Origin of the sequence: Catellatospora sp. NPDC049609 (assembly GCF_040675365.1) — a bacterium.
Lineage (GTDB): Bacteria > Actinomycetota > Actinomycetes > Mycobacteriales > Micromonosporaceae > Catellatospora.
Genome location: NZ_JBFAOU010000053.1, coordinates 17741 through 39157, shown reverse-complemented (window position 1 = coordinate 39157; position 21417 = coordinate 17741). Strand labels below are relative to the sequence as shown.

At 72.3% G+C, this 21417-nt stretch carries 18 protein-coding genes and 1 riboswitch; of the genes, 8 read left to right on the top strand and 10 right to left on the bottom strand.

Annotation, left to right across the window (positions count from 1 at the left end; all coding sequences use genetic code 11):
- The first annotated feature begins 8 nt into the window (after positions 1 to 8).
- Positions 9 to 665, top strand: a complete 657-nt coding sequence (locus tag AB0J67_RS17205; protein ID WP_363483025.1) for a metal-dependent phosphohydrolase — start codon at positions 9 to 11, stop codon at positions 663 to 665.
- Between the two features lie 6 nt (positions 666 to 671).
- Here AB0J67_RS17205 and AB0J67_RS17200 read toward each other — a convergent pair whose 3' ends face one another.
- Positions 672 to 965: a DUF4031 domain-containing protein gene (locus AB0J67_RS17200; RefSeq protein WP_363483022.1), complete on the bottom strand. Its 294-nt coding sequence runs from the start codon at positions 963 to 965 to the stop codon at positions 672 to 674.
- 22 nt (positions 966 to 987) lie between these two features.
- On the opposite strand from AB0J67_RS17200, the gene AB0J67_RS17195 reads away from it, so the two are divergent.
- The gene (locus AB0J67_RS17195) at positions 988 to 2376 is read left to right on the top strand and encodes an FAD-linked oxidase C-terminal domain-containing protein (RefSeq protein WP_363483019.1); all 1389 of its coding nucleotides are present in this window, start codon (positions 988 to 990) and stop codon (positions 2374 to 2376) included.
- Between the two features lie 126 nt (positions 2377 to 2502).
- Here the strand turns inward: AB0J67_RS17195 and AB0J67_RS17190 are convergent, their stop codons facing one another.
- Positions 2503 to 4242, bottom strand: a complete 1740-nt coding sequence (locus tag AB0J67_RS17190; RefSeq protein ID WP_363483016.1) for a glycerol-3-phosphate dehydrogenase/oxidase — start codon at positions 4240 to 4242, stop codon at positions 2503 to 2505.
- Between the two features lie 136 nt (positions 4243 to 4378).
- Here AB0J67_RS17190 and AB0J67_RS17185 point away from each other — a divergent pair, with 136 nt between their 5' ends.
- From AB0J67_RS17185 to AB0J67_RS17175, 3 genes are read left to right on the top strand one after another with little or no spacing between them, the layout of a single operon-like run.
- Complete coding sequence (locus AB0J67_RS17185) at positions 4379 to 6754, top strand: S8 family serine peptidase (RefSeq protein ID WP_363483049.1); 2376 nt, start codon at positions 4379 to 4381, stop codon at positions 6752 to 6754.
- Between the two features lie 11 nt (positions 6755 to 6765).
- Entirely contained in the window at positions 6766 to 7659 is an 894-nt protein-coding gene (locus AB0J67_RS17180; protein WP_363483013.1) for a GNAT family N-acetyltransferase, read from the top strand.
- 57 nt (positions 7660 to 7716) lie between these two features.
- Entirely contained in the window at positions 7717 to 9138 is a 1422-nt protein-coding gene (locus AB0J67_RS17175; RefSeq protein WP_363483010.1) for a sugar porter family MFS transporter, read from the top strand.
- 201 nt (positions 9139 to 9339) lie between these two features.
- Here AB0J67_RS17175 and groL read toward each other — a convergent pair whose 3' ends face one another.
- The 3 genes from groL to AB0J67_RS17160 form a co-directional block, all read right to left on the bottom strand.
- Positions 9340 to 10962: a chaperonin GroEL gene (gene groL, locus AB0J67_RS17170; RefSeq protein ID WP_363483046.1), complete on the bottom strand. Its 1623-nt coding sequence runs from the start codon at positions 10960 to 10962 to the stop codon at positions 9340 to 9342.
- 317 nt (positions 10963 to 11279) lie between these two features.
- Positions 11280 to 12284 carry a hypothetical protein gene (locus AB0J67_RS17165; RefSeq protein WP_363483007.1) on the bottom strand — a complete coding sequence of 335 codons (1005 nt, stop codon included), beginning with the start codon at positions 12282 to 12284 and terminating at the stop codon, positions 11280 to 11282.
- 154 nt (positions 12285 to 12438) lie between these two features.
- Entirely contained in the window at positions 12439 to 12642 is a 204-nt protein-coding gene (locus AB0J67_RS17160) for a cold-shock protein (protein WP_033342363.1), read from the bottom strand.
- Between the two features lie 272 nt (positions 12643 to 12914).
- Here AB0J67_RS17160 and AB0J67_RS17155 point away from each other — a divergent pair, with 272 nt between their 5' ends.
- Complete coding sequence (locus AB0J67_RS17155) at positions 12915 to 13763, top strand: hypothetical protein (RefSeq protein WP_363483004.1); 849 nt, start codon at positions 12915 to 12917, stop codon at positions 13761 to 13763.
- Between the two features lie 155 nt (positions 13764 to 13918).
- On the opposite strand, the gene paaN is transcribed toward AB0J67_RS17155, so the two are convergent.
- Entirely contained in the window at positions 13919 to 15574 is a 1656-nt protein-coding gene (paaN, locus tag AB0J67_RS17150; RefSeq protein ID WP_363483001.1) for a phenylacetic acid degradation protein PaaN, read from the bottom strand.
- A gap of 94 nt (positions 15575 to 15668) precedes the next feature.
- On the opposite strand from paaN, the gene AB0J67_RS17145 reads away from it, so the two are divergent.
- The gene (locus AB0J67_RS17145; protein WP_363482999.1) at positions 15669 to 16115 is read left to right on the top strand and encodes a hypothetical protein; all 447 of its coding nucleotides are present in this window, start codon (positions 15669 to 15671) and stop codon (positions 16113 to 16115) included.
- A gap of 21 nt (positions 16116 to 16136) precedes the next feature.
- Positions 16137 to 16862, top strand: a complete 726-nt coding sequence (locus AB0J67_RS17140) for a TetR family transcriptional regulator (RefSeq protein WP_363482996.1) — start codon at positions 16137 to 16139, stop codon at positions 16860 to 16862.
- Here the strand turns inward: AB0J67_RS17140 and AB0J67_RS17135 are convergent, their stop codons facing one another.
- The 4 genes from AB0J67_RS17135 to AB0J67_RS17120 form a co-directional block, all read right to left on the bottom strand.
- The gene (locus tag AB0J67_RS17135; protein WP_363482993.1) at positions 16863 to 17600 is read right to left on the bottom strand and encodes a hypothetical protein; all 738 of its coding nucleotides are present in this window, start codon (positions 17598 to 17600) and stop codon (positions 16863 to 16865) included. It lies immediately after the preceding gene.
- Positions 17601 to 17725: 125 nt separating this feature from the next.
- Positions 17726 to 18769 (bottom strand): GNAT family N-acetyltransferase, encoded by a 1044-nt coding sequence (locus AB0J67_RS17130; protein WP_363482990.1) that lies wholly within the window; start codon positions 18767 to 18769, stop codon positions 17726 to 17728.
- A 102-nt stretch (positions 18770 to 18871) separates the two neighbouring features.
- On the bottom strand, positions 18872 to 20152 hold the full coding sequence (gene thrC / locus AB0J67_RS17125; RefSeq protein ID WP_363482987.1) for a threonine synthase: 1281 nt from the start codon (positions 20150 to 20152) through the stop codon (positions 18872 to 18874).
- 10 nt (positions 20153 to 20162) lie between these two features.
- Positions 20163 to 20276, bottom strand: a riboswitch (SAM riboswitch).
- A gap of 177 nt (positions 20277 to 20453) precedes the next feature.
- On the bottom strand, positions 20454 to 21344 hold the full coding sequence (locus tag AB0J67_RS17120; RefSeq protein ID WP_363482984.1) for an ABC transporter permease subunit: 891 nt from the start codon (positions 21342 to 21344) through the stop codon (positions 20454 to 20456).
- Between the last annotated feature and the right edge of the window lie 73 nt (positions 21345 to 21417).

The following is a 21417-nucleotide window of genomic DNA, read 5'->3' as shown; positions in this document are numbered from 1 at the left end:
AGCCCACTGTGGCGTACCGCACGGTCCCGGCCGGGCGGATGCGCCAAGATTTGAAGATGCTGACCGCCGACCGGTTCGTCACCACCGCCCGCGCCGCCGGTGCGGCCGCGCCCGACCGGGTGCTGGCCGACGTCGGCACGGAGCTGCTCCACCGCTGGTCCGAGCCGCAGCGCCACTACCACACCGTCGACCATCTGGCGTTCTGCCTGGACCGCGTCGAGGCCGAGCCGGTGGTCGCGCTCGCCGCGTGGGGCCACGACGCGGTCTACGACCCGACGGCCGCCGACAACGAGGAGCGCAGCGCCGTGCTCATCGGCGAGCTGCTGGCCGAGTGCGAGATCCCGGCCGCGACCGTCGCGGAGGTCCAGCGCCTGGTGCGCCTCACCGCCGGGCACGCGGTGGCCGCGGGCGACCGCGCCGGTGCCCTGCTCGCCGACGCCGACCTGGCCATCCTCGCCGCCCCCTGGCCGGACTACGTCCACTACGTCGCCGCCGTACGCGCCGAGTACGCCCACGTCCCCGACGACCTGTGGCGCATCGGCCGCAGCACCGTCCTGCGCTCCCTGCTCGACCTGCCCACCCTCTACCACCACACCCCCCACCTGGAGTCCCCCGCCCGCGCCAACCTGACCCGCGAACTCTCCTCCCTCACCCCACCCGGTTGATCATGATCAACCGAGGAAGGTGGGGAGGGCGGGGCGGGGAGCGGTGAGGTGTTTGGGGCGGCGCAGGCCGGCGGCGCGGAGCAGGCGGGCTATGTGGCGGGAGGTGGTGGGCTGGGCGCCGAGCCAGATCGCCACGGGTACGCGCTCGCTGGGGATGTCGAAGTGGTCGCGGTCGAAGCCGCGGCGCGGGGCGCCGAGCAGCTCGGCGAAGACGTGCAGCTCCGCCAGTGACACGTCGCTGACCAGGTGTGCCCACAGCCGGCCGTGCGCGGGCCAGACCGGGCTGTCGACATAGATCACGTGTCCACGCTAGCGTGCGGAGGTGACCTTCCTCGACGAGCTGACGGCCGCGCTCGGCCCGGACCGGGTGATCACCGATCCCGACCTGCTGACCTCCTACCGGCGTGACGAGGCCGACCTGTGCGCCTCCGGCATGCCACTGGCCGTCGTACGCCCCGAGGAGACCGCGCAGGTCGTGGCCGCGGTCACCATCGCCGCCCGGCACGGGGTGCCGATCGTGCCGCAGGGCGCGCGGACCGGCCTGGCCGGCGGCGCCAACGCGGTCGACGGCTGCCTGGTGGTCTCGATGCTGGCGATGAACCGGATCGTGGACATCGACCCCGCCAACCGGATCGCGACCGTGCAGCCGGGCGTGGTCAACGCGGTGCTGGCCCGCGCGGCGCGGGCCGAGGGCCTGCGCTACCCGCCGGACCCGGGCTCGTGGGAGTCGAGCACCATCGGCGGCAACGTGGCGACCAACGCGGGCGGCATGTGCTGCGTGAAGTACGGCGTCACCACCGAGTACGTGCTCGGCCTGGAGGTCGTGCTGGCCGACGGGCGCGTGCTGCGCACCGGCCGCCGCACCCCCAAGGGCGTCGCCGGATACGACCTGACCAGGCTGTTCGTCGGCTCGGAAGGCACCCTCGGGATCATCACCGAGATCACCGTGGCGCTGCGCCCGGCCGCCGAGGAGGCGCTGACCATGGTCGCGGTCTTCCCGACCACGGCCGCGGCCGGCGACGCGGTGAACCGGATCTTCGCGGCGGGGCTGGCGCCGAGCCTGCTGGAGCTGCTCGACCGGGTGCACCTGGAGGCGCTGGAGGCGTACCGGCCGATGGGCCTGGACACCAGCGCGGCGGCGCTGCTGCTGGCCGCGGCCGACACCGGCACCCGCGCCGCGGCCGACCTGGAGGCGATCGCCGAGCTGGCGCGCCAGGCCGGCGCGGGCGAGGTGTGGCAGGCCACCGACGCGACCGAGGCGGCCGAGCTGCTGCAGGCCCGCCGCCTGGCACACCCGGCGATGGAGCACCTGGCCCTGTCGCTGTACGAGCACGGCGGCCTGATCATCGACGACATCGCGGTGCCCCGCACCCGGCTCGCGGAGCTGCTCGACGACATCGTCGAGATCGCGGCCAAGCACGACGTGCCGGTCGGCGTGGTCGGCCACGCTGGCGACGGCAACCTGCACCCGAACATCGTGGTGGACCGGGCGGATCCGGCCAGCGTCGCCGCGGGCCAGCGCGTCTTCGACGAGATCATGGAACGTGGCCTGGCCCTGGGCGGCACCTGCACCGGCGAGCACGGCGTCGGCCTGCTCAAGCGCGACTGGCTCGCCACCGAGCTCGGCGAGGTAGGCGTCGACGTCCAGCGCGCGATCAAGTCCGCCCTCGACCCCACCGGCCTCCTGAACCCCGGCAAGGTCCTCCACTGACCCATCCCACGCCCGCTCCCTCGTGTCGCAACTCGTAAAGAGTCGCGGCCTCAGCATCGTGCCGTGGCCCCGACTCTTCAAGAGTTGCGGCAGGAGGCGGGGCGGCCCGCAGGGCCGCGGGGCGGGTCAGACGGCGGTGAGGCGGGCGGCGTCGGCGGCGGCGTCGTCGGGCATGCGCTGGGACTCGCGCTCGGCGTCGACGCGGGCCAGGTACGCCGCAGTCTCGGCGTCGACGGTGGCGGCGTCCCAGCCGAGGGCGGGGGCCATCAGCTCGGCGGTGCGGCGGGCGGTCTGCACGCCGCGGTGCACGGTCTCGATGGAGATCCGGGTCCGCCGGGCCAGCACATCCACCACGTGCCGCGCGCCCTCGTGGCGGGCCGCGTACACCACCTCGGCGGACAGGTGCTCGGGGGCGCCGGGCAGCGGCTCGGCCAGGGTGCGGTCGGCGTCGATCAGCGCCAGCAGCTCGGTGGTCAGCGTGCCGTAGCGCTCCAGCAGGTGCTCCACCGCACCGGCGCTCAGCTCGTGCCGGCGGGCCAGGTCGGCGCGGTCGCGCCACATCGCGTCGAACCCGTCGGCGCCGAGCAGGGGCAGCTCGGCGGTGCCGCTGTGCCGCACGTCGCCGAGCCGCCGGACGGCCTTGTCCACCACGTCCTGGGCCATCACCCGGTACGTGGTGAACTTGCCGCCGGCCACCAGCAGCAGGCCGAGCAGCGGCTCGACCACGGCGTGCTCGCGGGACAGGGCCGAGGTGGAGTCGGACTCGCCGCGCAGCAGCGGGCGCAGCCCGGCGTACACACCCTCGATGTCCGCACGGGTCAGCGGCCGGTCGAGCACCTCGTTCACATGGGACAGCAGGTAGTCGATGTCCTTGGCGGACGCGGCCGGGTGGGCCCGGTCCAGCTCCCAGTCGGTGTCGGTGGTGCCGATGATCCAGTGCCCGCCCCACGGGATGACGAACAGGACGCTGGACGCGGTCCGCAGGATCAGCCCGACCTCGCCGGTGATCGCCGAGCGCGGCACCACGAGGTGCACGCCCTTGGAGGCGCGCACCCGGAAGCCGACCCGCGCGTCGGGCAGCCACGACGACACGTCGTCGCTCCACACGCCGGTCGCCGCGATCACGGTCTTCGCGCGCACGTCGAACTCGTCGGTGCCGTCGCTGACGCGTACCCCGGTCACCTGGCGCGCCTGCCGCAGCAGGCCGACGGCCTTCACCCCGGTCACCACGGCCGCGCCGAGGCTGGCCGCGGTGCGGGCCACCGTCACCACGAACCGGGCGTCGTCGACCTGCCCGTCGTAGTAGCGGATCGCGCCGGTCAGCCCCTCCTCGCGCAGCGACGGGAACAGCCGCCGGGCGCCCTGCTGGGTGAGGTGCCGGTGCAGCGGCATGCCGCGCCCCCCGCCGACCAGGCCCGCGAACGCGTCGTAGAGGGCGACGCCCGCGCCGTAGTAGACGCGGTGCCAGGCGCGCTTGGCGACCCCGGCGAGGCCGGGCGTCTCGGCGGGCAGCGGCACCAGGAACGGCACCGGGCGCACCAGGTGCGGCGCGAGCCGGGTGGCCAGCAGGCCGCGCTCCCGCAACGCCTCGTGCACCAGCGGGAACTCGAGCTGCTCCAGGTAGCGCAGGCCGCCGTGGATCAGCTTGGAGGAGCGCGAGGACGTGCCCGCGGCGAGGTCGCTCGCCTCGATCAGCGCCACGCGCAGGCCGCGGGAGGCGGCGTCCAGCGCGGCTCCCGCGCCGGTCACTCCACCCCCGACGACCAGCACATCGAACTCTTCTTCGCGGAGCCGGCGCAGGTCGGCGGCGCGGCGCTCGGGAGAGAGAGCGCCCGCGGCGAAGCGTGACACGCTGCGGTCTCGCATCCCATCAAGGTACCGTGCGGCTGTGCTCCCAGACGCTGACCGGCAGGGTGTTCCGTCCCATATTCCGCCCCTGGAAACCTCCGGTGCGGCGACGACGCCGGCCGATGCCGGGCCGCCGCGCGCATCGGCCGGGCTGATCGTCGCCGCCGTCCTCGTCGGCGTCTGGGCGGTCGCCGTCGCGGTCGTCTCCCAGTTCGGCGTGGTGCTGACCGGGCAGGTGCTGGGGCAGCTCGGCCTCGACCTGCCCGGCCTGGTCTGGCCGCTGATCGGCCTGCTCGCCCTCGCGCTGGTGGGCATCCCGGCCTGGCTGCTGGCCCGCATGCCGCGCCATCCGGGGGTACGCGCCGTAGGCACCGCCTTCGGCCTGGGCGCCCTCGTGCTCGGCGCGGGCAGCGCGCTGCGCCTGATCCCGGCCTCGGCCAACGAGCTCTACCTGCTGGCCTACGCCGTGCTCGCGGGCGCCGCCGCGTACGTGCTGTACCGGCGCACGGACGGCGCCGGGGCCTTCGGGCCGACCGTGCCCGGGGCGCTGGGCTGGGCGGTGCTCGGGGGCGTGCTGGTGCTGGCGCCGTTCCTGTGGTCGGGGGCGCTGGGCGGGCTGACCGAGTCGCTCGCGGCGCTGCTCGCCGCGGCGGCCGCGGGTGCGCTCGCGATGACGATCCTCGCCCCGCTGTGGCGTCACTTCACCGGACGCGGCAGGCCGACGCTGGTGCTGGCGGGCGGCCTGGTCGCCGGGGCGGCGCTGGCCCTGGTCGCGGGCGGCACCGGCGCGTCCGGCGTGCAGATCCTGCTGCTGCTGGTGCTGCCGCCGCTGGGCTTCGCGGTCGCCGCGCTGGCCCCGGCATCGCCGCGCGGCTGGACCACGCTGACGCTGGTGGCCCTGGCCGCCTTCGGGCCGGTCGGCTTCGTCGACCCCGACGAGATGAACCTCGCCCTCATCGGCCGCGACGTGCCGTTCTACGCGCTGCTAGCGGCACTGATCGCCTGGCTGGTGGCGCTGGTCGTGGGCGCCGCGTACGGCGTGGGCCTGCTGCGCACCGAGCACCCGTCGTCCGCGGCGCACCGGGCCGGGGCCCCGGTCGGCTGGACCGGACCCGGCGTCCCGGTGCAGCCGCAGCAGCCGCTGCACGTGGTGCCGCGTACCGGCGGGCGGACGCTCGCGGCCGGGCTGGCGACCGCGGTCGCACTCGGTGCGGGTGCCTACTACCTGTCCACCGGGCAGCCCGGGTTCTTCGGCGACCAGCTGTTCGTGGTGCTGAAGGAGCAGGCGCCGCTGACCGGGCTGCCCACCACCACCGGGCTCGGGCCGGGGCGCGACGAGCGGGTGAACGCGGTCTACCGGCGGCTGGTCGAGCACGCCGACCGCACCCAGGCCCCGCTGCGCACCGAGCTGGACCGCTGGGGACTGGACTACCAGCCGTACTACCTGGTCAACGCGATCCTGGTGAACGGCGGCCCGGAGACCCGGATATGGCTGGAGGCCCGCTCCGACGTCGACCGGGTGCTGACCGACCAGCGGCTGCGCCCGCTGCCCGCGGAGGTGCCGGTCGAGCACGGCGACGAGCAGCAGGCGCCCACCGTGCCGCAGTGGAACCTGCGCATGGTCGGCGCACCCGACCTGTGGCTGCGCGGCGTCACCGGCAAGGGCATCGTGGTCGGCTCGTCGGACTCGGGGGTGGACGGCACGCACCCGGCGCTGGCGGCGAACTTCCGCGGCGGCGACGACTCGTGGCTGGACCCCTGGTCGGACAGCCGCACGCCGAACGACCACAACGGACACGGCACGCACACCACCGCGACCGCGGTCGGCCGCGAGCGGGTCGGCGTCGCCCCGGACGCGCAGTGGATCGGCTGCGTCAACCTGGAACGCAACATGAGCAGCCCGTCGCTCTACCTGGACTGCATGCAGTTCATGCTGGCGCCGTACGCGCACGGCGGGAACCCGTTCACCGACGGCCGCCCGGCCCGCGCGCCGCACGTGCTGAACAACTCGTGGGGCTGCCCGCCGCTGGAGGGCTGCGACTCCACCGTGCTGCGGCCCGCCACCTCGGCGCTGGCCGCGGCCGGGATCGCGTTCGTCGCGGCGGCCGGCAACACCGGCCCGGCCTGCGGCTCGCTGGACACGCCACCGGCCACCGATCCGGCCTCGATCACCATCGCGGCGGTGGACGAGAACCGCACCGTCACCGGCTTCTCCAGCCGCGGCCCGGCCGGCGGCAAACCGGACCTGTCGGCTCCGGGCGCGGCGGTGCTGTCGGCGATGCCGGGCGGGACGTACGCCCGCCTGAGCGGCACGTCGATGGCGACTCCGCACGTCAGCGGCGTGATCGCGCTGCTGTGGTCGGCGCACCCGGAGCTGGTCGGCGACCTGGCCCGCACCCAGCAGCTGCTGCGCGAGTCGACGCAGCCCGCGCTGATCGCGAACGCCCCCGCGCCCTGCGACGACGAGGCGGCCCAGGCGGGGGCGGGCATCGTCAACGCGGCGGAGGCGGTCGTGGCCGCCGCCGGGTAGGCTCGGCCCTCATGATCACCCCGTACGAGTCGCACCACCGCGCCGCCGTGACGGACCTGCTCACCCGCTCCCTGCTGGAGGAGGACGCGGTGGAGTCGGCGGAGCTGGTCGCCCTGCTGAGCGGTTCGGCGGGTTTCGTCGCGACCGACGGCGACGCCCCCGACGCCGAGGTGGTCGGGGTGGCGCTGGCCAGCACCGGGCGCAAGGACCCGGCGGTGGGCCACCTGGACCTGCTCGCCGTGGACCCGGCCTTCCGGCGGCAGGGCATCGCCCGGCAGCTGCTCGGCGCCGTGGAGGACCTGCTGCGCTCGCGCGGGCTGAGCGCGGTGCGGGTCGCCGGCAACCCGCCCACGCACGCCTGGCCCGGCGTCGACGTCCGCTACACCCCGGCCCTGTGCGCGCTGGGCGCGCTCGGGTACGCCCACGACCGGACCGCCTGGAACATGACCGCGGAGCTGGTCGAGGGGTCCCCGGCGCTGCGCGAGACGCGTACCGCGCAGGAGCGGCTGGCCCGCTCGCACGTGGTGGTGCGCGCGGCGACCGCCGACGACCTGCCGGAGCTGCGCCCGATGATCCTCGCCGAGTGGGGTCCGGCCTGGGCCGCCGAGGTGGAGCGGGCGGTCGGCGGGGCGGGCGGCTGCCACGTGGCGCTGCGCGAGGGGCAGCCGGTCGCGTTCGCGGCCTGGGGCGGGTGCCGGCCGAGCTGGTTCGGGCCGATGGGCACGCTGCCCGCCGCGGCGGGCCTGGGCATCGGCGGGATCCTGCTGCGACGGTGCCTGCGCGACCAGGCCGAGCGGGGCATCACCCGGGCCCAGATCGGCTGGGTCGGCCCGGTGCCGTTCTACTCCGGAGCCGCCGGGGCGATCGTCGAGCGGGTCTTCTTCCTCTTCCACAAAGCACTATAAGATGCGCTTTTTTCTCATTTAAGACTAAGTTCGGGATTTTCTGGGCACGATGAGGGTGTGGCAACCCCAGCGAGCCCCATCGCGGAACCGCACGAGACCAAGGGCGCGGCGATCCTGGTCGCCGCCGCGGCCGCGGTGGGCGGCTTCCTCTTCGGGTACGACACCGCCGTCATCAACGGCACCGTGGACGCCCTGCGCGACACCTTCGGCCTGAACCCGGTGGCCCTCGGCCTCGTGGTGTCGTCGGCCCTGCTGGGCTGCGCCGTCGGCGCGTGGTTCGCCGGGCCGCTGGCCGACCGGCTGGGCCGGGTCCGGGTCATGCTGATCGCGGCCGCCCTCTTCCTCGTCAGCTCGATCGGGTCCGGTCTCGCGTTCGGCGCGGTAGACCTGACGTTCTGGCGGGTCATCGGCGGCTTCGGCGTCGGCGCGGCGAGCGTCATCGCGCCGGCGTACATCGCCGAGGTCTCACCCGCCCACATCCGCGGGCGGCTCGGCTCGCTGCAGCAGCTCGCCATCGTCAGCGGCATCTTCGTCGCCCTGCTGGTCGACTACCTGCTGGCCGACGCGGCGGGCGGCGCGATGGAGCCGATGCCGTGGGGCGGCGCGGCCTGGCGCTGGATGTTCGCGTCGGCCGCGATCCCCGCCGTGATCTACGCGGTGCTGGCCCTGCAGATCCCCGAGTCGCCGCGCTACCTGGTGCGCCGGGGCCGGCTCGCCGAGGCCCGCAACGTGATCAAGCGGCTCATCGGCGGCGACGTCGAGAAGCGCATCATCGACATCAAGCGCACCGTGGCCGGCACCACCGAGAAGGTCCACCTGAACGTGCTCAAGGGGCCCCGGTTCGGGCTCCAGTCGATCGTCTGGGTGGGCATCCTGCTCTCGGTGTTCCAGCAGTTCGTCGGCATCAACGTGATCTTCTACTACTCGTCCGCGCTGTGGGCGTCGGTAGGCTTCAGCGAGTCGGACTCGCTGCTCATCACGGTCATCACCAGTATCACCAACATCGTCACCACGCTCATCGCCATCGCGCTGGTCGACAAGGTCGGCCGCAAGCCGCTGCTGCTCGTCGGCGCCGCCGGCATGGTGCTCACGCTGGGCACGATGGCCTGGTGCTTCTCCACCGCCGCGACGACCGTCAACGCGGCCGGCGAGACGCTGACCACGCTCAGCCCCGACGTCGGCAAGGTCGCCCTGGTCGCCGCCAACCTGTACGTCGTCGCCTTCGGCATGAGCTGGGGCCCGGTGGTCTGGGTGCTGCTCGGCGAGATGTTCAACAACCGGATCCGCGCCACCGCGCTGGCCGTCGCGGCCGCCGCGCAGTGGATCGCGAACTGGCTGATCAGCACCACCTTCCCGGCGCTGTCCGACATCGGCCTGAGCTTCGCCTACGGCCTCTACGCCCTGTTCGCCCTGCTCGCCTTCTTCTTCGTCTGGCGCGAGGTCCGCGAAACCAAGGGCCGCGAACTCGAATCCATGTGACCCCGCCCCGCCCGCCCCACCCACGGCGCAACTCCTAAAGACTCGCGCCAAAACGGGGCCCGAAGGCCGCGAGTCTTTAAGAGTTGCGGCAGGAGAGCGGGGCGGGGCGCGGGACGGGAAAGGCCCCCGAGCGGAGCTCGGGGGCCTTTCCCGTCGATCACGCTGAGTGCATCAGCGGTACGGCTTCCGATCCTGAGGGGATCAGAAGTCCATCTCGCCGCCGCCGGGGCCGGCGGGCGCAGCGGCCGCCTTCTCCGGCTTGTCCGCCACCACAGCCTCGGTGGTGAGGAACAGGGCCGCGATCGAGGCCGCGTTCTGCAGCGCCGAGCGGGTCACCTTGGCGGGGTCGAGGATGCCGGCCTTGAGCAGGTCGACGTACTCGCCCGTGGCGGCGTTGAGGCCCCAGCCGGCCTCCAGGTTGCGCACCTTCTCCACCACGACGCCACCCTCGAGGCCCGCGTTGACGGCGATCTGCCGCAGCGGCGCGTCGAGCGCGACCTTCACGATGTTGGCACCGGTGGCCTCGTCGCCCGAGAGGTCCAGCTTCTCGAACGCGGTCTTGCCGGCCTGCACCAGAGCCACGCCACCACCGGCGACGATGCCCTCCTCGACGGCCGCCTTCGCGTTGCGAACGGCGTCCTCGATGCGGTGCTTGCGCTCCTTGAGCTCGACCTCGGTGGCCGCGCCGACCTTGATCACCGCGACACCGCCGGCCAGCTTGGCCAGGCGCTCCTGCAGCTTCTCGCGGTCGTAGTCGGAGTCCGACTTCTCGATCTCGGCGCGGATCTGGTTCACCCGGCCGTTGATCTGGTCGGCGTCACCGGCGCCGTCGACGATCGTGGTCTCGTCCTTGGTCACCACGACCTTGCGGGCGCGGCCCAGCATGTCGAGGCCGACGCTGTCGAGCTTGAGGCCGACCTCCTCGGACACGACCTGGCCACCGGTCAGGATCGCGATGTCCTGCAGCATGGCCTTGCGGCGGTCGCCGAAGCCCGGCGCCTTGACGGCGACGGACTTGAAGGTGCCACGGATCTTGTTGACGATCAGGGTGGCCAGCGCCTCGCCCTCGACGTCCTCGGCGATGATCAGCAGCGGCTTGCCGCTCTGCATGACCTTCTCGAGGATCGGCAGCATGTCCTTGACGTTGGCGATCTTGCCGTTCACGATCAGCAGGTAGGGGTCCTCCAGGACCGCCTCCATGCGCTCGGGGTCGGTGATGAAGTACGCCGAGTTGAAGCCCTTGTCGAAGCGCATACCCTCGGTGAGCTCGAGCTCCAGACCGAAGGTGTTGCTCTCCTCGACGGTGATGACGCCTTCCTTGCCGACCTTGTCCATCGCCTCGGCGATGATCTCGCCGACGGTCGGGTCAGCCGCGGAGATCGAGGCGGTGGAGGCGATCTGCTCCTTCGTCTCGACGTCCTTGGCGAGCTTCGACAGCTCCTCCGCCACGGACGCGACGGCGGCCTCGATGCCGCGCTTCAGGGCCATCGGGTTCGCACCGGCCGCGACGTTGCGCAGGCCCTCACGGACCAGGGCCTGGGCCAGGACGGTCGCCGTCGTCGTGCCGTCACCGGCGACGTCGTCGGTCTTCTTGGCGACCTCCTTGACCAGCTCAGCGCCGATCTTCTCGTACGGGTCCTCGAGCTCGATCTCCTTGGCGATGCTCACACCATCGTTGGTGATGGTGGGGGCGCCCCACTTCTTCTCGAGCACGACGTTGCGACCCTTGGGGCCGAGCGTCACCTTTACGGCGTCAGCGAGGACGTTCATGCCCCGCTCGAGGCCGCGGCGCGCCTCCTCGTCGAACGCAATAATCTTGGCCATAACGGCGTTGTCCTCCTGGACAATTCCGAGGTCGGACGGCTGGCCCGCGACGACCGGCTGCCACCATTCGGCAGCCCCGCCACTCCGACTTCTGGTCTCGTGTTGGCACTCACGCGAGGAGAGTGCCAATCACCTGTTTAGCACTCTCGCCACCCGAGTGCAAGCGAACACGGGATGATCACAACCTTTCGGCACCCCGTTCACCGAGAGGTGATCGCATCCGCCGCGGTCCCTGCGGCCGGGCGGCGGCGGGCACCCCGCGGCGCGGGACGGGACGGTCAACAGCGCATCGTCGTCCCACGAGGCGGCCCCGAGGCTCAGCACAGCCAGGCGACCAGGTCGTTCGTGTCCACGCCGCGTTCGGCGGCGAGGCGCTCGGCGTACGTGATGAGGATGCCGCTGAACAGCAGCATGGTGAGCGGCACCTCGACCAGCGCGGCGAGGGCGGCCGCGGTGAAGGCCAGCGGCGCGGCGGGCACCACGCCCAGGGAGCCCGACAGCCACTCGCCGATCCCGGAGATCATGGTTTCGACGAACGCCGAGGCGAGGATGGCCAGCCCGAGCAGGAACAGCCGCGCGGCGGTCGGCCAGAACGCGGCGTGCAACAGCCGGAACGACGACCCGACCGGGTTGCCGCGACCGAACAGATACGCCGGGCCGACCAGCGCCGTCGCCATCGCCAGGTACGCGTAGACCAGGCCGGTGGGCACGAGCCCGAGGTACTCGGCGCCGCCGACGCAGCACATCGCCACGGCCAGCACCGCCACGCCGACGAGCACGTAGGCGACCACCTGGTAGGCGGCGAGGCCGAGGAAGCGGCGCAGCCCGAAGCGCAGCGACTGCCCGATGGAGACGGTCAGGCCCGCGGCCTGCCGGGTCGCGTGGTGGGTCGCGGCGGCGTACCCCAGCATCTGCGCCGGCAGCACCACCACCAGGTAGGCGAGCACGGTCGCGATCAGCACCCCGATCACCCGGCGCTGGTCGCCGTAGGTGACGAGCCGCCGCAGGTCCAGCGCGTCGAGGCCGATCGAGCCGCCCAGGGTCAGCGCGCCGAAGGCGATCGCGGGCAGCGCGTGGGTGAGCAGGAAGATCGTCGCGAGTGGCCGCCAGCTGCGGCGCAGCACCATGCCGATCCGGTGCGCCCAGCCGCTGATCCGCTGCTCGGCGGGGTTGACCAGCGGGTCGTCCGCCGCGGTGAACGCCGGCGCGGCCTGCCGGTACGCCTCGTCGGGCGGCAGGAAGCCCTGGTCCGGAGCCGGCGGGCGGACGGTGCCCGAGGGATCGGGCGTGGGGTCGGCGGGGCCGGGTGCGGGTTCGGACATCGAGGCTCCAACGCGGATCAGGGGCCGCTCAGTCTGGCACGCCGCCGGGTCCCGCCGCCGCCCCGGCAGCTCGCGGGGCCCGGCAGCTCGAAGGGCCCCGATCCGGTGGGATCAGGGCCCTTTTCGCATTGCTCAAGCTTTGATGGCCAAGCGGTCAGGCGATGACCCGGACCTTCTCAGCCTGGGGGCCCTTCTGGCCCTGGGCGATCTCGAACTCAACGCGCTGACCGTCGTCGAGCGCCTTGTAGCCGTCCATCTCGATCGCGGAGAAGTGGACGAACACGTCCTGCCCTCCGTCGACCGCGATGAAGCCGTAGCCCTTCTCGCTGTTGAACCACTTGACGGTGCCCTGTGCCACGGTGCACTTCCTCACTTCTGTAAAGCTGGGTGGCCTTGCCGGCCCACCCCCGGCTGGTGTTGTCAGCCGTCCTCGCACGCTACACGAGCACCGGTGCCCTCGCACAGCCCCAAAACGGACCTGTAGCGCTTCCATTACAGTTCGACAGTCGGCAATCTGACCATGCGTACCCTCTTGCGCGTGACCGGTTGGGGCATACCGGGGTTACGTGAAACGTGGACAACCGCCGCCGCCCCCTCACCCACCGTCTGCCGGGCACCGTCATCCCCCTGATGGCGACCACTCTGTGCGCCGTCTGCCTGCTGATCACCGGAGCGGCGATGCAGTGGGTGCTGCACTCGGGCACCGGTGCCGCGCCGGCCACCGCACCCGGGCCGGGCGGCCGGAGCACCCGCGAGGATCCGGCCGCGGCGGTGTCGGCCACCCCGGTGCAGCTGCGGCTGCCGCCGGTGACGCTGGACGTCGACGGCTTCGCCAGCTGGGCGCTGCTGGACCGGCGCACCGGGGAGATCGCCGGCTCGGCCAACCTGGACGCCCCGAGCGACACCATGTCACTGATCAAGGTATGGCTGGCCGCGGACTTCCTGCGCCGCACCGACTACCCGGACCAGCGCAGCCTGAACCGGCTGATCATCATGATCCGCGACTCGGACAACAAGGCGGCGTACGAGTTCTACGAGCGCAACGGCGGCCGCGCGGGCATCGAGCGCATGGTGGACATCTGCGGGCTCACCGAGTCCGCGCCGTACAAGATCGACGGTTACTGGTCGAACACCGTGGTCTCCGCCCGGGACGTGGCGCGCCTGGGCGCCTGCCTGGCCGACGGCCGGGCGGCCGGACCGCACTGGACCGACTGGCTGCTGGAGCAGATGCGCCTGGTGCGCGGGGTGGGTGACTTCGGGCCGCGGGCCGTGTTCCCGTCCGAGGTGAAGGCGACGATCGCCATCAAGAACGGGTGGCTGCTGCGCAGCGAGGACAAGCTCTGGCACCTGGCGTGCCTGGCGGTGAGCGACCGGTGGTCGATGAGCGTGCTGCTGCGCTACCCGGCGCGCTACGGCTTCGACCACGGCCGCGAGCAGTGCGCGGCGGTCGCCGAGCAGCTCAAGTCGGCCCTGCCCTGAGCCGGCCCGCCTCGGGACGACGCCGGCCGCCCGGCATGACCGTCGCGGCAGCGATCCCGCCTTGGCTGAGACCCAGGCGTTGAGAGCTGAGCCCAGGCGTTGAGAAGGGCACCTTCCTATACGCACAGCGTTAAGAAGGTGCCCTTCCTTTCGGGTCAGGCGGGGCGGCGGGACTGGACGATGCGGAAGCGGTTCGCCACGAACGCGCCGTCGGTCAGGGCCGCGTTGGCCGCCGGGTTGGCGCCGGAGGCGTGGAAGTCGGAGAAGGCCGCCGACTGGTTGACGAAGATGCCGCCGGTGAGGTTGGCCGACAGGTGCACGCCCACCTCCATCGCCGCCTGCTCCACCGCGTCGAGCACGGCCTCGTCGGTGCTGTAGACCGCGGCGGTGATGGCGCCCTTAGCGCCCACCGTCTCCCGGAAGATCTCGATGCTGCGCGCGGTCGAGTCGGTGGGGACGGCGAAGGTCACCGGGCCGAAGCACTCGCTGCCGTAGCCGTCGGTCACCTTGACGATCATCGGGGTACGCACCACCGCGTCGGCGTACGCCGGGTGGGCCAGCTCGGTCGAGTCGAGCACCACGTCGCCCAGCTTGCGGGCGGCGTCGATCCGGTCGAGCACGTCGTCGTTGACGATCGCGCCGGTGAACTCGACCGCCTTGGCCGGGTCGGCGGTGATCGCCCGGACCGCGTCGGCGACCCCGGCCACGACCTCGTCGAAGCTCTTGTGCCCGGCCTCGGTCTCGATGCCGCCGGCGGGGATGAGCAGGTTCTGCGGGGTGGTGCACATCTGGCCGCTGTAGAGGGTGAGCGAGAAGCCCAGGTTGCGGCACATGCCGGCGAAGTCGTCGGTCGAGTCGACGACGACCGTGTTCACCCCGGCCTTCTCGGTGTAGACCTGCGCCTGCCGGGCGTTGGCCTCCAGCCAGTCGCCGAAGCCGGTGGAGCCGGTGAAGTCGATGATGCGGATCTCGGGCCGCAGCGCCAGGTCGGCGGCGACCGGCGCCTCGCGGGTGTCGACGGCGAGCTGCACCGTGTTCGGGTCGAGCCCGGCCTCGGCGAGCACCTCGCGGGCGACCTGCACGGTGATGGCGAGCGGCAGCACCGCGCGCGGGTGCGGCTTGACCAGCACCGGGTTGCCGGTGATCAGCGAGGCGAACAGGCCCGGCCACGAGTTCCAGGTCGGGAAGGTGTTGCAGCCGATGACCAGGCCGATGCCGCGCGGCACGACGTGGTACGTCTTGGCCAGCGTGTCCGCCTTCTTGGTCCACACCACGGAGCCGACCTGCCGGGTCTGCTCGGCGTAGCCGTACGCCACCGCCTCCAGCGCGCGGTCGAGCGCGTGCGGGCCGCCGGCCTGGAAGGCCATCACGAACGCCTGGCCGGTGGTCGCGTGCACCGCGTTGGCCAGCTCGAACACCCGCTTGTGCAGCCGGGCGAGGATCTCCAGGCACACCCCGGCGCGCACCCGCGGCCCGGCGTCGCGCCACGAGGGCAGCGCGGCCTTCGCCGCGGCGATCAGGGCGTCCGGGCCGGTGCGGGGGTATCGCACGTCGAGCGGCGTGCCGAACGGCGAGCGCTCCGGGGCGACCCACTCGTCGGCGGGCTGGTCGAGCGGGAAGTCCCTGCCGAGCAGGGCGGTGAAGGCGGCCTTGCCGTCGGCGGCGGCGGTCTCGCCGTACACCTTCGGGCTGGGCGACTCCGGGTACGCCGACCAGTAGCCGCGCTCGGTGATCGCCCGCAGCGCGCTGTTCAGCAGCTCCTCATGGGTGGTGAAGAGGTCCGTGGCGGTAGCAGTCATGCCTCTCATCATGCCCGACGGGGTGAGCGGAGCCACAGTTGAACGTGTTCAAGTCTTGTGTCAGCATGAGACGACAGCAAGTTGAACACGTTCAAGTGGAGTGGACATGGACCCGAAGCTGGCCGTGTACCTGGCCTACGCGGCCGTCACCCTCGGGCTGACCCTGTGGGTCGGCCACACCCTGCACCGCCACGGGCAGGCGTTCCTGCGCGACGTGCTGCCCACCGGGGAGCTCGCCGCCGCCGTCACGAGGTTCCTCGTGGTCGGCTTCTACCTGCTCAACCTCGGCTACATGGCGATCGCCATGAAGACCTACGGCGAGGTGACCGGCCCCGTCGACGCGGTCGAGACGCTCGCCACCAAGATCGGCATCATCATGCTGGCCCTGGTCGTCGTGCATCTGTGCACGGTGCTGCTGCTCGGCCGGCTGCGCCGGCAGATGCAGGGCGCCGCCACCGGCCCGGCGCGGGCGTACCCGGTCGCCGCCCTGCCCCAGCAGCCCGTCACCCAGCAGGCCGAGGCGACCCCGCGCCGCCTGACGCCCGCCGCGTGAGCCGCCGCTAGCGTGGGCAGCGTGAGTCACACCGACAACGGCCCGCCCCCCGCCGTCACCACGACGGCCCGGGGACGGGCCGCGGACACGTCCCGGGGCGAGCAGACCCGCCAGGCCATCGTGGCCAGCGCCGTCCGCCTGTTCGGCGAGGTCGGGTACGAGAAGACCACGATGCGCGCCATCGCCGCCGACGCCGGGGTCTCCGTGGGCAACGCCTACTACTACTTCCCCGCCAAGGAGGCGCTGGTCTCCGAGTTCTACCTGGACCTGCAGCGCGAGCACCTGGCGCGGGTCGAGCCGGTGCTGGCCTCCGGGGCGTCGTTCGGCGACCGGCTGGCCGCGATCCTGCGCGAGGGCATCGCGGTGTGGTCGCCGCACCACGCCTTCGCCGGGAGGTTCATCGGCATCGCGGCGGTGCCCGGCTCGCCGGTGAGCCCGTTCAGCGACGAGTCGGCCGAGGCCCGCGCGCTGGCGACCAGCATCTTCCAGCGCCTGGTCGACACCACCGAGGTGAAGATGGATCCGCAGCTGCGCGCCCGGCTGCCGCAGCTGCTCTGGCTGGCCCAGCTCGGGCTGGTCGTGTACTGGGTGCACGACGGCACGCCGGGCCAGCGCCGCACCCGCAAGGTGGTCGAGCTGGCCGTGCCGTACCTGGAGTACCTGGTCGGCGCGTCCCGCCTGAAGATCTTCAAACCCCTGACGACCCGCGGCCTGACCCTGCTCGACACGCTCTGGCCGGCCGGCTGATCAGCACTTGCGGGGCTTGGCGCCGTCGATCAGGCGGACGTACGCGTGGGACACGTAGATGCCATCGCCGACCCGGTTCCACAGGTCGGTCGTGCGTACCGTCCCCTTGACCTTGTCGCCCTTGACCTGGCACCGGATCGGCAGCTGGGCGTGCTCGCCCGCGCCGCCGCGCAGCGAGGACTTGACCCGGGGCGCGGAGCGCACCCGCAGCCACTCGCCGTCGGTGTCGACGACCCCGCGGTCGCCCTTGCCGGTCCACAGGTAGGTGACCTCGACCCAGTCGTTGTCGTCGAGGTCGAGCCCGTCCCAGAAGGCGCCGTCGGCGATGTCGATGCCGGCCGGGTTGCGCACCTGGCGGCCGAACTCGTCCTCGCCGTCGTTGTGGTCGTCCTGGTACGCCGCCTGCGCCTGGGGCTTGCCGCGGGGCAGCTCCTCCCACATGTGCCGGTCGTCGGCCCAGTAGTCGTCCTTGGTGTTCCACGGGCCGACGTCCCACACCGGCAGGAACACGCAGCGGTCGTTGCCCTCGTGGCAGACCCGGACGCTCTTGTCGCCCTCGCCGCGCTCGGACAGCCCGCGCCACGACGGCAGCGCCGCGAACCAGTCCCGCTTGGCGACGGTGTGGCCGTTCGCGGTCTTCCAGCCGACCAGCCCCTCGCGGGTGGCGAAGACCTTCGAGACGAGGGTGCCGCCTGCGGGCGGGGCCGCGTCGGAGGGAGTGGTCACGAAGAGCGCCACCGGGACCATGCTGAGGGCTGCGATCAGGGACACGAGCAAACGAGGCCTCATGTCCCTGATCAACGATCATGTACCCGGCCGGGTGCCGGGCGAACGACCAGTCCGTTTTAGGCTAATAGACCCTTTTAGGCTGCCGGTTCGGCCGAGGGCTCCAGGTCGCGCTGCCAGTTCTGGAACGCGGCCACGGGCCGGAAGCCCATCTGCTCGTTGATGGAGATCATGTAGCTGTTCTCCGCCGCGTTGAACGTGTCGATGTGCGCGACCTGCGGCTCGGCCTCGCAGAAGAAGCGCAGGTTCTCGACCTTGACCAGGGCGCCCAGGCGGTGGCCGCGATGCTTCGGGTCCACGATGGTGATCTGCTGGAAGGCGTGCCAGGGCGCCTCGTCGCCGGCCGAGATGAAGGTCCAGGCCACCAGCTCGCCCGAATCCTCGTGCACCGCCCCGGTGTGGAAGGTCCGCCGCTCGCGGGCCGCCAGCACCTGCTCGATCCGGCGGTGGCGGGCCACGTCCGGCTTCTCCGGCTCCAGGGACAGGTCACCCATCGGCGCGTCGGCCATCAGCCGCGAGTCGAGGTAGGCCACCCGCTCGACGTGCTCGGCCGGGGCCGCGTCCCGCCACCGCACCACCCGATAGCCGGCCGCCTTGGCGCGCGCCGCCGACAGCATCCCGGCCAGCACGTTCTCGTCCACCCCGGCGACGTCCAGCCGGCGCTGCACCTCGGGCAGCGTGTTGCTGAAACCGAGTGCGGTCGCGAACGCCGGGCCGGCCTCGTCGGGCGCGGGCAGGTCCGGCAGGGACAGGCTGGTGCCGGTGATCAGCTTCGTGTGCCCGTGCTCGCGGGCATACTCCAGCATGCGCTCGAACAGCGCGCGCCCGATGCCCCGCCGGCGGAAGGCAGGCACGACCTCGATCGTGAAGGCGAGGCTGCGCTGGTTCTGCTCGGTCATCGCGGACGTCTCCAGCCGCGCCACCGGCTCGCCGTCCAGCCAGGCGAGGTGGTCCCGCACGATGCGGGCCGGGAGCCGATGCCTCTGCATCAGCTGCCCGGCCCGCTCGGTCCTCCGTGGGAAGTGCGGCGTCTCGTGGTCGTTCACCTGGTTCATGACCCGGACCCAGGCGGTGACCGAGGCGGCGTCGTCGGCGGTGACGGGCGCGATGTGAAGGCTCATGCAGGCCAGGGTCCCCGCCCCGCCCCGCCGGCGCACCCGGTTTTCGCTGGGCGAAGGTGAGGACAGGCGCCTTCCACCACGCAGAAGTGCCCTTCCGCTGCCTCAGCCGAGCAGGCCGGCCTCGCGGGCGGCCTTGAGGGACGGCTTGACGCGGTAGGTCGGGCCGACCAGCTCGGCGACCGCGTCCAGGGTCTTCAGGCCCTCGCCGGTGTTGTAGACGACGGTCTCCAGGGTCGGGTCGAGCTTGCCCGAGGCGACCAGCTTCGCGGTCACGGCCGTGGTCACGCCGCCCGCCGTCTCGGCGAAGACGCCGGTGGTGCGCGCCAGCAGCCGGATCGCGTCGCGGATCTCGTCGTCGGACGCGTAGTCCATCCAGCCGCCGGTGCGCCGCACCGCCTCCAGCGCGTACAGGCCCGCGGCCGGGTCGCCGATGTTCAGCGACTTCGCGATGCCGGTCGGCTTCACCGGGGTGATCACGTCGGTGCCGGCGTGCAGCGCGGTGGCGATCGGGTTGCAGCCCAGCGACTGCGCGCCGAACACCTTCCAGCCGCCCTCGGGCGCGACCGCCAGACCGGAGGAGACCAGCTCTTCGAACGCCTTGTCGACCTTGGTGAGCAGCTCGCCGGAGGCCATCGGGATGACGACCTGGGCCGGGATGCGCCAGCCGAGCTGCTCGGCGACCTCGTAGCCGAGCGTCTTGGAGCCCTCGGCGTAGAACGGGCGCACGTTCACGTTCACGAACGCGGTGTCCTCGAACTCGTCGGTCTCGACCAGCTCCGAGCAGAGGCGGTTCACGTCGTCATAGGAGCCCTCGATGGCGACCAGGTCCCCGCCGTACACCGCGGTGGTGATGACCTTGCCCTGCTCCAGGTCCCACGGGATGAAGACGATCGACGGCACCCCGGCGCGGGCGGCGTGCGCGGCCACCGAGTTGGCCAGGTTGCCGGTCGAGGCGCAGGCGTAGCGGGTGAACCCGAGCGCCTTCGCGGCGGTCAGCGCCACCGACACCACGCGGTCCTTGAACGAGTGCGTCGGGTTGGCCGAGTCGTCCTTCACCCACAGCGGGGCGCGCAGGCCGATCTCGGCGGCGAGCGCGTCGGCGCGCACCAGCGGCGTCAGGCCGGGGTCGAGGGTCACCCGGTCGGCGGCCCGCTGGCCCGCGGGCAGCAGGCCCGCGTACCGCCAGATGTTCTTGGGCCCCGCCTCGATCTGCGCGCGGGTCACCGTCGCCAGCGCGTCCGCGTCGTACCAGACCTCGAGCGGGCCGAAACACTCGTAACACGCGTGCTGCGCGACGAGGGGGAAGCGGGCGCCGCAGCCGCGACATTCGAGCCCACGAGCGGGCGAGTCGACACCGAGCGGAGAGATGACGGCAGACGTCATGAGATGTTTCCTCTCATCTTCCCGGCGTCACCGATCTGGCCCGCCGGACGGAGTTGGCACCTGCCTTCGATGGTGGTTGCCGGAGCGTCGTCGGGCCGTGTCCCTCAGCTCCTCTGGATGAGGTATTCAGTTGTGCTTTGCAGTTAATCAGAACCCCGACCCGCCGGACCAGGCTTCTCACGCGATGAGACGCACACCTCACCCCACCACGCCGATCTTGCGGGAACTGCGGGTACGACACGCACCGATCGGGCACATCGGCCACAGTTCGCGCAAGATCGTCGCGATCATGGGCGGTCCGTCAGGAGACGACGTCCTTGCGGGTGAAGCGGGCGAAGGCCAGGGCGACGAAGACGGTGAAGTAGGAGATGGCGGCGATGGTGCCCTTGATGATGTCGTCGAACTGCATCGGGGTGGTGAGCAGGCCGAGATAGGCCTGGGCGTAGTGGGTGGGCAGCAGGTTGCGCAGCTCGCCGAGGGCGGTGATCTGGTCCAGTATGGACGACACGATGTAGAGCAGGACCGCGCCGCCGACCGCGCCCAGGGGGGCGTCGGTGAGGACCGAGAGCAGGAAGGCCAGGCCCGCCACGACCAGCATGTTGACGCCGAGGAAGCCGGCGGTGGCGAGCAGGCGCGCGACGCCCTCGCCCGGCGGGATCTCGGCGGCCAGGCCGGACTGCAGCGGGTGCCAGCCGTAGCGCAGGCTGCCCAGCAGCAGCGCGGTGCTCAGCAGGGTGAGCATGGCCAGCGCCGAGTAGCTCAGCGCCACCGCCAGCTTGACGCCCAGCAGCCGCGCCCGGGGCACCGGCACCGCGAGCAGGTAGCGCAGGCTGCCCCAGCTCGCCTCCGAGGCGACGGTGTCGCCGTGGAACAGCGCCACCACCACGACCAGCAGGAAGCTCGCGGAGACGAACAGCGCGAACATGGCGAAGTTCAGGCCGCCGGAGATCGCCGCGTCGGACAGCTGGGAGAACTGGCCCCGGCCGGAGCGGCCGTCGTCGTCCTCGCCGCCCAGCTCGAACGCGACCAGCAGGATGATCGGCAGCACCACCATGAAGCCCAGCGCGAGCTGGGTCCGCTTGCGCCGCCACTGCCGCACGAACTCCGTGGCGTAGGTCAGCGTCCGGCCGGCGCGGTAGCCCGCCGGCGCGCCGTCCGCCCGGACCGCGACGTCCTCGGTCTGCGTGCTCATGCCTTCTCCTCGCTTCGCTCGTCGGCGGCACGACAACCGGACGACATGATTCGCTCGCTGCGCTCGCTCATGC